General features: G+C 35.4%; 14 protein-coding genes. 8 read left to right on the top strand and 6 right to left on the bottom strand.

The annotated features are described in order from the left end of the window. Nucleotides 1-14: 14 nt before the first annotated feature. Nucleotides 15-1,016, top strand: coding sequence for a catabolite control protein A (gene ccpA, locus FD33_RS02995; RefSeq protein ID WP_025084653.1), 1,002 nt, complete (start codon nt 15-17; stop codon nt 1,014-1,016). A 57-nt stretch (nt 1,017-1,073) separates the two neighbouring features. Here ccpA and FD33_RS02990 read toward each other — a convergent pair whose 3' ends face one another. The 4 genes from FD33_RS02990 to FD33_RS02975 form a co-directional block, all read right to left on the bottom strand. Next, nucleotides 1,074-1,376: a hypothetical protein gene (locus FD33_RS02990; protein ID WP_025084654.1), complete on the bottom strand. Its 303-nt coding sequence runs from the start codon at nt 1,374-1,376 to the stop codon at nt 1,074-1,076. 94 nt (nt 1,377-1,470) lie between these two features. Next, nucleotides 1,471-4,230: a transglycosylase domain-containing protein gene (locus FD33_RS02985; protein WP_025084655.1), complete on the bottom strand. Its 2,760-nt coding sequence runs from the start codon at nt 4,228-4,230 to the stop codon at nt 1,471-1,473. 116 nt (nt 4,231-4,346) lie between these two features. Continuing rightward, a complete protein-coding gene (pepV, locus tag FD33_RS02980; protein ID WP_025084656.1) occupies nt 4,347-5,744 on the bottom strand; it encodes a dipeptidase PepV in 1,398 nt (465 codons plus the stop codon). Between the two features lie 66 nt (nt 5,745-5,810). Continuing rightward, entirely contained in the window at nt 5,811-7,241 is a 1,431-nt protein-coding gene (locus tag FD33_RS02975) for a glycerophosphodiester phosphodiesterase (protein ID WP_034543860.1), read from the bottom strand. A 66-nt stretch (nt 7,242-7,307) separates the two neighbouring features. Here FD33_RS02975 and FD33_RS02970 point away from each other — a divergent pair, with 66 nt between their 5' ends. Genes FD33_RS02970 through FD33_RS02945 form a run of 6 tightly spaced genes read left to right on the top strand, consistent with a single transcriptional unit; the run spans nt 7,308 to nt 11,554 of the window. Further along, entirely contained in the window at nt 7,308-7,643 is a 336-nt protein-coding gene (locus FD33_RS02970; protein ID WP_025084658.1) for a hypothetical protein, read from the top strand. Next, on the top strand, nt 7,643-8,254 hold the full coding sequence (locus tag FD33_RS02965; RefSeq protein WP_056955741.1) for a metallophosphoesterase family protein: 612 nt from the start codon (nt 7,643-7,645) through the stop codon (nt 8,252-8,254). Before FD33_RS02970 ends, FD33_RS02965 begins: the two co-directional genes overlap by 1 nt. Before the next feature lie 6 nt (nt 8,255-8,260). Further along, a complete protein-coding gene (locus FD33_RS02960; protein ID WP_025084659.1) occupies nt 8,261-9,628 on the top strand; it encodes a bifunctional metallophosphatase/5'-nucleotidase in 1,368 nt (455 codons plus the stop codon). A gap of 9 nt (nt 9,629-9,637) precedes the next feature. Continuing rightward, a complete protein-coding gene (locus FD33_RS02955; RefSeq protein WP_025084660.1) occupies nt 9,638-10,189 on the top strand; it encodes a YutD family protein in 552 nt (183 codons plus the stop codon). Beyond that, complete coding sequence (locus tag FD33_RS02950) at nt 10,186-10,962, top strand: TIGR01457 family HAD-type hydrolase (protein WP_025084661.1); 777 nt, start codon at nt 10,186-10,188, stop codon at nt 10,960-10,962. The genes FD33_RS02955 and FD33_RS02950 overlap by 4 nt, the downstream gene beginning before the upstream one ends. Then, entirely contained in the window at nt 10,955-11,554 is a 600-nt protein-coding gene (locus tag FD33_RS02945; protein ID WP_025084662.1) for a TIGR01906 family membrane protein, read from the top strand. Before FD33_RS02950 ends, FD33_RS02945 begins: the two co-directional genes overlap by 8 nt. Nucleotides 11,555-11,565: 11 nt before the next feature. Here FD33_RS02945 and FD33_RS02940 read toward each other — a convergent pair whose 3' ends face one another. Together FD33_RS02940 and FD33_RS02935 are read right to left on the bottom strand one after the other, a co-directional pair. Next, nucleotides 11,566-12,207, bottom strand: coding sequence for a DedA family protein (locus FD33_RS02940; protein ID WP_025084663.1), 642 nt, complete (start codon nt 12,205-12,207; stop codon nt 11,566-11,568). Nucleotides 12,208-12,300: 93 nt separating this feature from the next. Continuing rightward, nucleotides 12,301-13,296, bottom strand: coding sequence for an NAD(P)/FAD-dependent oxidoreductase (locus tag FD33_RS02935; RefSeq protein WP_082603692.1), 996 nt, complete (start codon nt 13,294-13,296; stop codon nt 12,301-12,303). Between the two features lie 78 nt (nt 13,297-13,374). Here FD33_RS02935 and FD33_RS02930 point away from each other — a divergent pair, with 78 nt between their 5' ends. Continuing rightward, nucleotides 13,375-13,761, top strand: coding sequence for a CvfD/Ygs/GSP13 family RNA-binding post-transcriptional regulator (locus tag FD33_RS02930; RefSeq protein WP_056955739.1), 387 nt, complete (start codon nt 13,375-13,377; stop codon nt 13,759-13,761). Nucleotides 13,762-13,794: the final 33 nt, after the last annotated feature.

The raw sequence follows: 13,794 nt of genomic DNA, 5'->3' as shown, positions 1-13,794 counted from the left end.
GAGAGTGAATATTGATGGACAAAAAAGTAGTAACAATTTATGACGTAGCCGAGGCTGCTAATGTTTCAATGGCTACAATTTCACGTGTAGTTAATGGGAACGCTAATGTAAAAGAAGAAACAAGAAAACGTGTTTTGGAAGTAATCGATCGTTTGAACTATCGTCCTAATGCGGTTGCTCGTGGTTTGGCAAGTAAGAAGAGTACAACTATTGGTGTTATTTTACCAGATATCACTAACCTATACTTTGCTTCATTGGCTAAAGGTATTGATGATGTTGCCTCAATGTACAAGTACAATATTATTTTGACAAGTTTACAAGAATCTGTTGGTGATGAAGAACAAATCTTGAATAACTTGCTTTCTAAACAAGTTGATGGACTTATTTACATGGGCAAGCAATTATCAAAGAAATTGAAGCGCATTCTTGCAAACTCAAAGACACCAATCGTTTTGGCTGGTTCAGTTGATAAGAATAATGAAAGTGCCAGTGTAAATATTGATTTTACAGATGCTGTTGCTAGTGTTGTAAGTCAATTAACACAAAATGGTCACAAGAAGGTTGCCTTCGTGGGTGGTAGCCTTGAAAATCCTATTGATGGAAAATACAGATTAGATGGTTACAAGAAAGCTTTGAAGAAAGCACATCTTAACTTCTCATCTAACTTAGTATTTGAAGCTGAATATTCAGTTCGTGCCGGAGAAGCGATTTGGGATGCCGTTCACAGTAGTGGTGCTACAGCTGCTTATGTTACAGATGATTTGTTGGCTGCTGGTATTCTTAATTCAGCTGTTAAGGCTGGCGTTAAGGTTCCAGATGATTTTGAACTTGTTACAAGTAACGATACAGTGCTTTGTGAAGTAACACGTCCAAAGATGAGTTCTATTGAAGAACCATTGTATGATATTGGTGCGGTTGCTATGCGCTTGTTGACTAAGATGATGAATCAAGAACAAATTGATGAAAATACAGTTAAATTACCATACAGCATTGTAAAACGTGGTTCAACAAAATAAGTAAGATCATAAACAAAAAGCCTTGAGAGTGAAGTTATTTTCATTCTCAGGGCTTTTTTACTTGCTCTTGATTGATTTTCTTTGCTTATGTAATTCCCAAACGATGACGACGATATATCCGAAAGCAACTAATGAAAGTCCACCGGTAATAATTGAACTTAATTCGTAAGGCATATCGAAGAATCCAGATAGGATGGAATAAAGCGTGTTAGCTAGTACGATCAAAGCTAAAGTAAAAGATTTATCCCATATTTTGATGTTGTGTTTAATTTTGTAACCAATCACGATTAAGATAAACAAAATTAAAATGGCAGCAACTATATATAAAGTGTTTTGCAAGAATTCAGGACTAAAGTACATACTATTCTCCTTAGATCTAAAGTAACGAAACTTATTCTATCATAGTTTTTCGATTGCATAAAAAAGCAGACATCCGTAGATATCTGCTTTTTAACTATTCACCTGCTGGTGGAGTTGTCGAAACCGTATCAGTACCAGTTGATGAAGAGTTACCAGTGGTTTCAGTACTTGATTGTTCATTAGAACTTGAACTAGTACTATTTGAAGATTCTTTTTCTTCACTTGAGCTACCAGAACCTGATCCAGAACCAGAGCCTGAACCTGTTCCCGAGCCAGTACCAGTGTCGGAATTACTGTTAGATATGTTTGATCTAGCGGTTGATTCCGTTGTAGCCGAATTGGATGAAGAACTATTGTTAGTAATTACTTGTGATGAATCACTGCTGTTTGTACTATTACTGAAACCAGAAGTACGACCGCTTCCGTTTTCTTGAGCTAATTCATTGGCAGATTTACTATCATCACCAAGACGTTTTACAGTACCGTAACTATTGCTACGTCCGAAGTAGTTATCCCAGAATAGTTTGTAATTCTTAGCTTTACCACCAATGGCAAAGTTATTGTAAGACATATCACGAGGACTGCCTTTGTAATAAAGTGAGGTAGTTGTATGTTGATCAACCTTAGAAGTGACACCATTGTAACCAATTGTACCAACGTTAGTACCTGTTTCTTTGTCGACCTTGTAAGATTGAACACCACTTGGTCTAGTAAAGGCGGTATGAACGTTAAGGACACTTTGATCCTGTTTGTAAACGGCATTTGCCATTTTCGCCCAGAGTTCTTGGTTAAGGTCAGTCGAATTGCTTGATAGATTGTAATTGTTACCGTAGAAATTATCGTAACCAATCCAAGAAGCCAAAGTCATACCATCGGTACTACCAATGAACCAGTTATCACGATAGTCATTAGATGTACCAGTTTTACCAAAGAGGTTCTTAGTACTGAAGTTAGCTTCATATGAAAGAGCAGAAGCAGTACCTTTAGTTACAACACCGTGAAGCATGTTCTTGATGATGTATGAAGTTTGTTTACTGAAGACACGAGTACGAGAATCTTTATGTTTATAAATATCGGTACCAGATGGATCAGTAACTTCAGAGACAACATAAGGATCAACGTGAACACCCTTATTAGCAAAAGTAGAGAAGGCACTGGCTTGTTGAAGTACGGTCACACCAGATGCGGTACCACCCAAAGTAATACCTAACTGTTGATATTCTTTATCAGAAAGATGAATTCCCATCTTAGACATATACTTTTCAGAATCAACGCCGTGTTGTCTGATGTAGTTATAGAGGTTAACTGAAGGAATATTGTATGATTCTTCCAAAGTCTCACGAGCGGAGATGAAACGATTTTGAATTGTTTCACCATAATCAGTTGGTGAGTACTTCTTGAAACTAGTCTTGAAGTCGGCCAACATTGATTGTGAACCAATTAATCCATTTTCAATCGCTGGGGCAAAAGTAATCAATGGTTTAATAGATGAACCAGGTGATCGTTTAGTATCGAAGGCGTGGTTATTTTGTGATTTCTTGAAGTTAACACCACCAACGAAGGCTAAGACTTGACCAGTCTTGTTATCTAGTAAGACGGAACCATTTTGAACCGGTTCGGAGACTTTAATACTCTTACCAGTATTAGGATCAGTTGCGTTGTCAGTATGAGTTGTTCCCAAGTTATCTTTATATTCTTGAGCTTGCTTGTTTAAGGCAACGTATAAACTCTTATTGATTGTACTGTGAATCTTGTAATTCTTATTGTGTAATTCTGTATCTGCTTGAGTCCAATATCTCTCATAAAGGTTCTTGTCTTTGATCAAGTCCTTGTATTTAATACCATCGTTTTTAGCTAGACGTTTAATTAAAATTGTTCTAGCTTGAGAAGTTAAGGTATTGTACAAGTAACCATACTTGATACTTTGACTGTCAGCTTTTTCTGGCTTTTGGAAATCATTCTTCAAATCAAATTTCTTGGCTTGATTGTATTGAGATTCGGAAATTTGGTTATCACGATACATACGATATAAAACGATATTTTTACGTTTTAAACCAAGACTTATGTTGTCCTTGATTCTTCCACGTTCGTCATATGGTGTATAGATAGAAGGACTTTGAGGCAAACCGGCGATGAAAGCTGATTCTGCCAAGTTTAAATCTTTAGCATCCTTGCCAAAGAGACCTTGAGCGGCAGCTTGCACACCTTGAATGTTTTGTCCCTTATTATTACGACCAAAAGTAGCGGCGTTTAAGTAATCTGCTAGGATTTCATCCTTAGAGAAATACTTATCGAGACGCATAGCTAAGAAGATTTCAACAGCTTTACGTTTCCAAGTTGTTTCTGATGATAACATTTGCATTTTTACTGTTTGTTGGGTCAGAGTAGATCCACCAGTTTGTGCACCAATACCAGTAACATCAGAAATAATAGCTCTAAAGATAGACTTAGGGACGACACCTTTATGACGATAGAAGTCACTATCTTCAGTTGAGACGATGGCTTTCTTCAAATAAGGTGACATTTCATTGATTGAAATCTTAGTACCCTCAAGGTCCTTTTGAAGACTCTCAATTTTTTGACCATCGGCAAAGTATAGAGTGGCTGAATTGTTTACATCTTGAAGTTCGGTTCTCATCTCGGTTTTGGTAGGAACACTAACTTGATTCGTTAATGCTGAAACATATCCCATTCCGAGACCTACAGCTAAACTTAAAATAATAAATAGACCAGCGATAGAGTAGAGAATTATTCTTCTAATGATCTCTATTGTAAGATTAGCTTTGTTAGCAAAATCGGACCAGCTCTTAATACTTTTGAACCAATTGACAATGCTATTCCATAAATTTTTCACTTTTAAATAAGCTCCCTTAAAAAGTTACATACCGTAATTATATAATAAAATTGATTTAGAAGTGTAAAAACAAAAAAAGTTCCATAGAAAAGAATTTCTACGGAACTTTTATTAAGTTACTTAATCAAGCGGTAGATAGCGTCTGCATAGATTGCAGTGGCTTTTAATAATTTATCAATATTAATATATTCATTAGGTTGATGCATAACGTTTTCGTCACCAGGGAACATTGCACCAAAGGCAATTCCATGTTTCAAAATTCGACCATAAGTACCACCACCAACAGTGAATGGTTCAGTTTGGTCGTCGGTATGATCACGATAAGCACCAACTAAATCTTGAACTAAAGGATCATCTGCGTCAATAAAATGAGGCAATTGGTTGTGTCCTTCAATTACAGCTGTAACATTTTCTGGTAAGTGTTGATTGATCTTTTCAGTCAATGTGTTGCCATTGTCACCCTTTGGATAACGAATGTTCAATAAAATGTTAGCTTGGTCTTGGTCGTATTCATAGATGTTAGGTGAGAGTGTTAATTCACCCATGACGTCATCCTTATTAGCAATTCCTAAATGTTCGCCTGCAAAATCAAGGTGTAAATCATTAGCAATGAATGAGAAGTATAGCTTTTCGCTATCATTAAGGTTTAAAGTAGTTAAGAATTTAGCTAAGTAAGTGGCAGCATTGATACCATTGAATGGTTCCATAGCATGTGCACCCTTACCGATAATTTGTACTTTGATAGTATCGTCTTCAGTAGTTGTGCTACCTTTGACTTCACTATTTTCAGCCAAGAAATTATTTAAACTATCTTTTAGTTCTTCGGCCTTGATAGAATTCAAATCTAACTCTGCTTCAGCATTTTGTGGAACCATATTAGGTCTGATACCAGCATTGAAGCTCTTAACTAAAACGATTTTTGGAGTAGGGAAGTTAACTCTAAATGAGACAATACCCTTTTCACCATTGATAGCTGGGAATTCAGCATCAGGAGAAAAACCTGTTTCAGGAAGAGTTTCTTTTTCCATATAGTGGTTGATACCAACCCATTCGCTCTCTTCATCAGTTCCTAAGATCAATTGAACTTTTTTGGATGTTGGTAGTTTCAATTCTTTAATGATCTTCATTGCATAATAGGAAGCCAAACTAGGGCCCTTATCGTCACTAGCACCACGAGCGTAAAAGTTTCCGTCTTTAATAACGGGATCAAATGGATCTGTATTCCAGCCTGGGCCTTCAGGAACAACGTCAACGTGTCCCAAAATGGCGATAGCATCCTCTCCATCACCAAATTCAATTCTTCCAGCTAAGTTGTCAACGTTTTTAGTTTCGAAACCATCACGGTCTGCAAAATGTAAAAATGTTTGAAGAGCTTTGGCTGGTCCGGGTCCTAATGGAAAATCACTAGTTTTATGTTCGATATCTCTTGAACTATCAATACTTACTAATTCAGAAAGATCGTTGATTAATTCATCTGAACGATGTGAAACTTCTTTTTCCCAATCTATAGACATGTATCTTTGACCTCCACATGAAGTTTTATATATTTTACCAAAGGTTTGGATTAATGGCTAATTTACCTAAATTTTCTTTATGGAATCGTTGTCATTATTTAAAGAGAAATTAATAAATAAATTATTGAAATCACTTAGTAAATCAGCGTTTTTAACCTTTTGGTCGGTTGTTGGTTTAGCTAAAGAAATATTTTCTAACAAGTCGATGTTTTTCAATCTTTGCCCTTGAGGCAAGTCGTAGTAACTTTGCTCGCTATCGTTGCCTAAGTAATTGTCAGGATTTAATTGAATTAAAACATTTTTTGCATTGATCCAGCCATTTTTCAATTTCAACCAAGTCTGTGAACCGGTGCGTTGGATAGTAATAATTTTCTCAGGTTTGTTGGCTTCAATACGATTAGAAACTGGGCTCTGGTCATCTGGTTCGCTATAGAGAAAATTATTAGGCTGTTGTTGGCGATAAATAACTTTAGCACCGAAATATTGACGTAAATCTTTTAAAACGTATTCGGAGTTAAAACCGGTGGCGTTTGCAAACTCATTTTCGCCTATTTGAACGTACTTTTGACCATTAGATTTAATGATATTAGTAATGTGATAACCACCTAACGGCTCAACCACTTTCTTAGTCTTGATCAAACGATAGGGATTTTCGTAAACAGGTTCTTCTTTGGAGCTCATGTAATAAACATTTTGATTGATAACCTGGCTCTTAGATTTATCCTTTAATTCCCGATACTCATTACCAGTTGCAGGATAATTAGTGACGACACCATCAATTGGCATATTGATCAAAGTATTCCATTTTTTAGGACTTTCATTCATTTCATCCCAAACATAAACACTTTTGCCCATGTAGTGCATTGTATTGATTATTTCAGGAGTAACGATAGTGGAAGATAGATTAACGCCGGTGACATACTGTAAAATGTCAAAATTGACACGCTTGATTGTTCCGGCAATAAAGATACGAGGGATGTTCGGCATTAATTGAGCTTCGTTTTCCAAACTCTTAGTGGAAAATGAATGGAACATAACGCGGTCTTGCATACCATATTGATCGATAACTTGTTTGAGTAGGGCTTCCATATTTTGAGGATTACCTTTTTTGGTTTTCTTTGTTTCAATGAGGAATTTAGCCTTAGGGTTATTCTTGTAGTGTTCGAAGACCTGATTCAAACTATGAATTGATTCACCATTTTTTTGTTTTAGTGAAGCCAGATCTGAAAAATTGTGTTGCGATACAATAGCAGAAGTTCCTGTGACACGTTCTAAGTCTCGATCGTGTGAAACAACTAAGACGTTGTCTTTAGAAACATGAATATCTAGTTCAACGTAATCAGCGCCTTCCGCAAAAGCTTTATCGAAACTTTCAAAGGTTTCTTCGGGGGCATTGATTGGATCACCACGGTGACCGATAACGGTAAATCCACTAGCAAAGAAGAAAAGTAGCAGTGCCAATGATATTTTGAAAAGATTGAAACTTTTTGAAATCATAATTAACTCCCTAACTTTTTAGATATTATATACTAAAATAAGTAGTGAAATGTGAGGTAGTAACAAATGGATAATGAAAAGCAAACACTCGATATTATTGAACAAATAACTCGTAATGATGGGACTAAGTATTATGAGCTTGCTAATATCGTCATGAATGGTCGTGCTGAAAAGGCCGCTGAATTAGGAATGATCAAAGAAGTTAGAATCTTAAAACTTAATATCCCACACTCATCAGCTGTGCAAGTCTATGAAGACTATGTTAACGAAAATTATACAGTTCCACCGATGGATTTGACAGAATGGGTTGAATATAAGAAACCAGAAGGTAAGATTCAAGATGCCTTCAATGAAATCCTTAAAGCAAATAAAATAATTTCAAAGGATGATAACGCTGAATAATGAATTACTTTATAGCAGATACACACTTTTATCATTATCAATTATTAGAACCAAATAACTTTGCGCCAAGACATTTCGGTAATGTTGACGAAATGAATCAGGCAATGATTGATGCTTGGAATGCACGTGTCGATGATAATGACCGTGTTTATCATCTGGGTGATATTTCGATGCGTCCACAGGATTATCCAACTGATCAAGAGACTTATGATATATTACGTCAATTGAACGGTCACATAACCCTGATTAAAGGAAACCACGATTATCGTTCACTTTTCAAATTTATTGATAAACATAACGTGACAATGGCTGATGGTAAGTCTAAATATGAGTTCGAAGATGTCGGCTCATTGTTGAAGTTTGATCACCATCAATTTTATTGTACGCATTATCCAATGTTATTGGGAAAAGTTGATAAAATAATTAATTTGCATGGACACATTCATCATTATTCTGTACCAATTCCAGAAAATATCAATGTCGGAGTTGATGCACCTGAACGTGATCTATTATCTGAGGATTTACCTTGGGGCTCACCATTACGTGGGGAAGAGATCCTAGAAATGTATGATAAGAAGAAAAAAGAGTTAGCAAAGATGGAAAGAAAGTAGGTTACCATGGAAAAAATTCAAATAGTTCATACTAATGATCTGCATTCTCACTTCGAAAACTTTCCTCGAGTATCTCGTTTTATTGAGCAGACTCGTCAAAATAGTACTGCCGATGATTTTTATTTATTTGATATCGGGGATGCAATGGATCGAGCTCATCCTTTAAGTGAAGCAACTAATGGTCAAGCTAATATTGCTTGGATGAATCCACTTCATTATGATGCGGCTACAATTGGTAATAATGAAGGGTTGGGTAATAGTCATGAAGAATTGGAACATTTGTACGACCATGCTAATTTTCCAGTTATTTTAGGTAACTTATATGAAGAGAAAACTGGCAAATTGGCTGATTTTGCTGTGCAATCGAAAATTTTTACAACTAAATCTCGTACAAAAATTGGTGTGATCGGTTTGACGGCGCCATTTATTTTGACTTATCCATTATTAAACTGGGATATTCGTTTAATACAAGATATGTTGCCCAAAGTTCTACAGGATGTGAAAGACTGTGATGTGATTGTTCTCTTATCGCATTTAGGAGTTTCCATGGATCGATTGATTGCCAGTAAGCATCCTGAAATTGATGTGATTATCGGATCTCATACCCATCACCTTTTTCCTAAGGGAGAAATGGACAATGGCGTTTTGCTAGCAGCGGCTGGTAAATACGGTCAAAATGTAGGGACTATTAATTTAGAGTTGAATCAGGATAAACATGTAATTAAAAAGGACGCCTTTACTACACCAACTTCATCCATGAAAGTATTGGACACTGATGCTGCCTGGATTAAAGCACAATATGATAAAGGTGAAGAATTGTTGAATCAAAGACAAGTTGCAAATTTGCCAGTTACTTTGAGCAGTGATTATCATGCAGACCATTCGATTATTCAAGAGGCTTTAACAGCGGTACAAGAATATGCTGATGCTGAAGTAGCCATTTTAAGCTCAGGTTTATTTTTGAAGGATTTACCTAAAGGTATAATTACTGAGAAAAATTTACATGATATTTTGCCACATGCAATCCATGTAATGAGAACAACTATGACAGGTGATAATGTTTGGCGCCTAGTAATGGAAATGGAAAAGAATCGTTTGTATTTGCGGACGCATCAACAAAAGGGAATGGGATTTCGTGGTAAGATATTTGGCGAACTCATTTATCGAGGCATTAAGATTGATGATAAACGTAATGTATATATAAATGGTCAAGAATTAAATAAGAATCAAGAGTATACTTTAGCTTTATTGGATCATTACTTATTTGTTCCGTATTTTCCTTCTATAGAGGTAGCAGGTAAGAACAAAATTATGTATCCTAAGTTTTTAAGAAATGTTTTTGGTGAATATTTAGGGAAAAAATATCCGATTTGAGGTGATTGTTTGCAGGAAGTTGAGAATAATACCACAACCAAATTAGCTGATGTTATTGTTCTGGCTGATAACCTAATTACGATTAATAAAACCCAGTACAGAATCGTTGAAGATCACGACGATGGTTTTAGCAAAGAACGTATTGAAGAGAGATATAACAATGTCTTAGATAAATACGATTATATTGTCGGCGACTGGGGTTATGATCAATTAAGATTTAAAGGCTTTTATGAAGATGGAAGAAAAGAAAGTACTCTAGATACCAGAATCTCCTATTTAGAAGATTACTTACTAGAGTACTGTAATTTTGGCTGTGCTTATTTTGTACTAGAAAAGGTCAAGAAAGCACCATTAAAAAATGGACGTCGTAATAATAAGTCTAATCATAAATTTCATACTCGTAATAATAAAACGAAGCATTCTAATAATTCGAATAATAATAATTCGAAGAATAACGTTAATGGTCAGAAGAAAAAAAATAAAGTCTCTAAACGTCGAGTAAGAAAAACAACGGCTAAAAAGACTTTTAAAATTAGAAAAATAGGTGAAACGAATAAATGAAGTATCAAACATATTTAATTGATTTAGATGGAACAATGTATCGCGGAAAAGATAAGATTCCAGAAGCTAAAGTGTTTATCGATAATTTGAACGCTAAGGGAATTGATTATTATTTTTTAACAAATAATACAACTAAAACACCACAACAAGTGGCAGATAATTTAACTAATAACCACCAAATTTCTGCAAGGGCAGATCAAGTGGTAACACCATCACTTGCTACGGCAGCTTACGTTAAGAATATGTTTGATGATGATGTAAAGAACCATTCAGCTTATGTGGTTGGAGAATACGGTTTAAAGAGTGCAGTCTTTGGTACTGGCATCAAGTTGAATGAGACTAATCCGGATGTGGTTATTGTAGGATTGGATTATGATGTTACATACCATAAGTTTGAGTTAGCTACTTTGGCTATTAAGCGTGGAGCATTCTTTATTGGAACTAATGCAGATACTAACTTGCCTAATGAACGTGGACTAGTTCCTGGAGCTGGTTCTGTGATTTCACTAGTTGAAACGTCTACTCAACAAAAAGCTAAGTACATCGGTAAACCAGAACGAGACATTATGGATTTTGCTGCTAAAGCTAAAAATTTTGATCCTAAGACAGCTTTGATGGTAGGAGACAATTACAATACTGATATTAAGTGTGGAATCAACGCAAATGTAGATACTCTATTGGTTTATACAGGTGTAAGTACACATGAGGATATTGCTAAACAAGAGATCAAACCTACTCATGAAGTAGAAAGTTTGGACAAGTGGGATGTCTAATACGCAAAAGGATGGCTTTTACACGGCTGCTTTAGCGCTTTTCATTTTGACAACGGCAATTACAGTAACAATTTTTGCCAGCTATTTTTTATTTGCTATCAATATTAGATTCTACAATTTGGATTCTTTGGTAAATATGGATTACGGAACAGTTTATAAAAATTATGCTCAAATGATGAATTACTTGATCAATCCATTTAATTGGAATTTTCATTTGAGTAATTTTATCTCTTCACCAGCAGGTAGGCTGCATTTTGAAGATTGTAAAAAACTCTTTATGCTAAATTTTGGTGTCTGGATTATTTCAGGATTACTAGTGGTTAAATTTGGTAAGATACGAGCTCATTTTAATAAGGTTTTTCTCTGGATTGGTATTCTGGGAATCATACTGGCTTTGTTAATGTTGATTGATTTCGATGGATTTTTCGTGATTTTTCATGAAGTCTTGTTTCGCAATAGTGATTGGTTATTCGATCCGGGACGTGACCCTGTTATCAATATCCTGCCGGAAGAATTCTTTACGCAATGCTTTGTACTATTCTTTATCCTTTTTGAAGGACTTAATTTTTGGGAAGCAAGAAAAAGAGCCTAAGACGTTTTGTCTTAAGCTCTTTTTTTTCTGCGATTTTTAAGTGCGGTGATCAATACAGGAATCAATGATACCAAGATAATACCAAGGATGATCATTGAGAAGTGTTCTTGAACTGCGGGAATATTACCGAATAGATGTCCAGCAATAGAACAAACCAAGACCCACAAGAAGGCACCAATAAAATTAAACTTCAGGAAAGTTCGATAGTGCATGGTTCCACTCCCAGCAACGAAAGGAACAAAAGTTCTAATTAGTGGAATGAATCTTCCAATCGCAATGGTTTTACCACCATGTTTTTGAAAGAAGATATGTGCATCATGCAGATGCTCTTTATTAATCAGCTTACTAAGGTATTTATTCTCCGTCGCAAACTGTCCAAAATGTTCACCAATCTCATAGTTCATCGAATCTCCCAAGACCGCGGCAGCTAAGAAAATGATGAATAACAACCAAGTTGATAATCCATACTTTGGATTAGCTGCTAAAGCCATTGCTGCAAAAATCAGGGAATCACCAGGAAGGAAAGGTAAAATAACCACACCGGTTTCAATGAAAATGATAAGGAACATGATTAAATATGTCCAAAGGCCGAAATTATTTACAATATTGACCATATGACTATCAATATGCAAAATGAAATCGACCAGACTCATTACGTAACTCAATCAATCAACTCCAGAATTCAAATTAGTTTTCATTATACTAGCATAACTTAAAATTAGCTTTAATATTTTCTAAATTTAATGTTATTTTTCAAAAATAGAAGTACTGTGCTCAAAGTAGTTTCTATCAGGGTACAGATTACGAAGAGCCTTGGTTACTGCAATAGGACCTTCGGCAAAGGCTGTTGTGATCAATTGTAGTTTACCTGGGTAAGTTACAATATCGCCAATTGCAAAAACATTGGGGAGATTAGTTTCCATTTCTTGCGATACTTTGACAAAGGGTCCCTGTAGATCAATATTCCAATCACGAAGGACACGTGAATCAGACACAAAACCATAGTTAACGAGGAGCTTATCAGCAGTGACAGTTTTAATTTCATCTGATTTAACCATTTTAAGAGTTACGTCAATTTTTTGATGATTGTCAGGATTGTAGTTAACCTCTTTAATGATAAAAGGATTCAATTGTTCAACGGCAGAAGTATTTAACTTTTCAACACTTGATTCCATTGCACGATATTTGTTTCTTCTATGAATAAGGGATGTATGCTTAGCAATCTTACTAAGATCAATCGCCCAGTCAACAGCAGAGTCGCCGCCACCAGCGACTAAGACATCTTTTCCTATATAATCTTCAATGTCATTAACAAAGTAACTTAAATTGTTTGTTTCAAGTGATTGATCATATTCAAACGTTAGTTTACGTGGTTCGAAAGCACCATTACCAATAGCAATGATGATTGCTTTTGAAGTAATCTCTCCCTTATTGGTCTTAATAGTCCAAGTATCGTCTTCATTTCTATCTATAGAAGAAACAGAAGTACTTAGATACTTATCACAATCCAAAGTGTTGAGCTGAGTAGTTAGTTGTTTAATGAGATCAGTACCTGATATCTTAGGTAAGGCTGCCACATCATAAATATGCTTTTGCGCATATAATGTTTCAGGTTGACCACCTAATTTAGGTAAGCTTTCAATTAGAGATACGTTCAAATTACGTAATCGTGCATAATAGGCAGCAAACATACCTGCAGGGCCACCACCAATGATTGAAATGTCATAAATTTTATCATTCATAATCTTAGTCACCATTTTCTGTTATATAATCTATAGATACATTGTTACATATTTAGAATCTAAAAAGGTGGAAAATTAATGAGAATAGGAGATAAACTTACTGGAACCATTTCAGGAATTCAATCTTACGGTGTGTTCGTTAAATTGGATAGCACGCATCAAGGGCTAATTCACATTTCAGAATTAAAACATGGATTTGTTTCTAATATAGAAGAAAGATATAAAATAGGCGATGAAGTTCAAGTAGTAGTAATGGGGATTGATGAATATAATCAAAAAATCAGTTTATCTACAAGAGCTTTGAATCCTGAAAAGGTAGGACGCCCCATTTTACATAAGCATTTTTGGACGGATTATCGTGATAAGATTGGATATAAAACCATTGCTAAGGAGAAAAATGGCTGGGTAAACAGTGCAATGGCGCTGATTTCAGAAAAAAAACGAAAAAATACAACTTTTTTGTAAAAAAGGGTTGCAACTCTCTTATTCGATTGGTAA

It is taken from the genome of Companilactobacillus paralimentarius DSM 13238 = JCM 10415 (assembly GCF_001434985.1).
Classification (GTDB): domain Bacteria; phylum Bacillota; class Bacilli; order Lactobacillales; family Lactobacillaceae; genus Companilactobacillus; species Companilactobacillus paralimentarius.
Note: the sequence above shows the minus strand (reverse complement) of the source record. Positions and strands in the feature narration are given on the sequence as shown.

What these genes read in the sequence shown, in the direction of transcription:
- ccpA (WP_025084653.1), top strand. Translation starts at nt 15, where the DNA reads ATGGACAAAAAAGTAGTAACAATTTATGACGTAGCCGAGGCTGCTAAT.
- FD33_RS02990 (WP_025084654.1), bottom strand. Translation starts at nt 1,376, where the DNA reads ATGTACTTTAGTCCTGAATTCTTGCAAAACACTTTATATATAGTTGCT.
- pepV (WP_025084656.1), bottom strand. Translation starts at nt 5,744, where the DNA reads ATGTCTATAGATTGGGAAAAAGAAGTTTCACATCGTTCAGATGAATTA.
- FD33_RS02975 (WP_034543860.1), bottom strand. Translation starts at nt 7,241, where the DNA reads ATGATTTCAAAAAGTTTCAATCTTTTCAAAATATCATTGGCACTGCTA.
- FD33_RS02970 (WP_025084658.1), top strand. Translation starts at nt 7,308, where the DNA reads ATGGATAATGAAAAGCAAACACTCGATATTATTGAACAAATAACTCGT.
- FD33_RS02965 (WP_056955741.1), top strand. Translation starts at nt 7,643, where the DNA reads ATGAATTACTTTATAGCAGATACACACTTTTATCATTATCAATTATTA.
- FD33_RS02960 (WP_025084659.1), top strand. Translation starts at nt 8,261, where the DNA reads ATGGAAAAAATTCAAATAGTTCATACTAATGATCTGCATTCTCACTTC.
- FD33_RS02950 (WP_025084661.1), top strand. Translation starts at nt 10,186, where the DNA reads ATGAAGTATCAAACATATTTAATTGATTTAGATGGAACAATGTATCGC.
- FD33_RS02945 (WP_025084662.1), top strand. Translation starts at nt 10,955, where the DNA reads ATGTCTAATACGCAAAAGGATGGCTTTTACACGGCTGCTTTAGCGCTT.
- FD33_RS02940 (WP_025084663.1), bottom strand. Translation starts at nt 12,207, where the DNA reads ATGAGTCTGGTCGATTTCATTTTGCATATTGATAGTCATATGGTCAAT.
- FD33_RS02935 (WP_082603692.1), bottom strand. Translation starts at nt 13,296, where the DNA reads ATGAATGATAAAATTTATGACATTTCAATCATTGGTGGTGGCCCTGCA.
- FD33_RS02930 (WP_056955739.1), top strand. Translation starts at nt 13,375, where the DNA reads ATGAGAATAGGAGATAAACTTACTGGAACCATTTCAGGAATTCAATCT.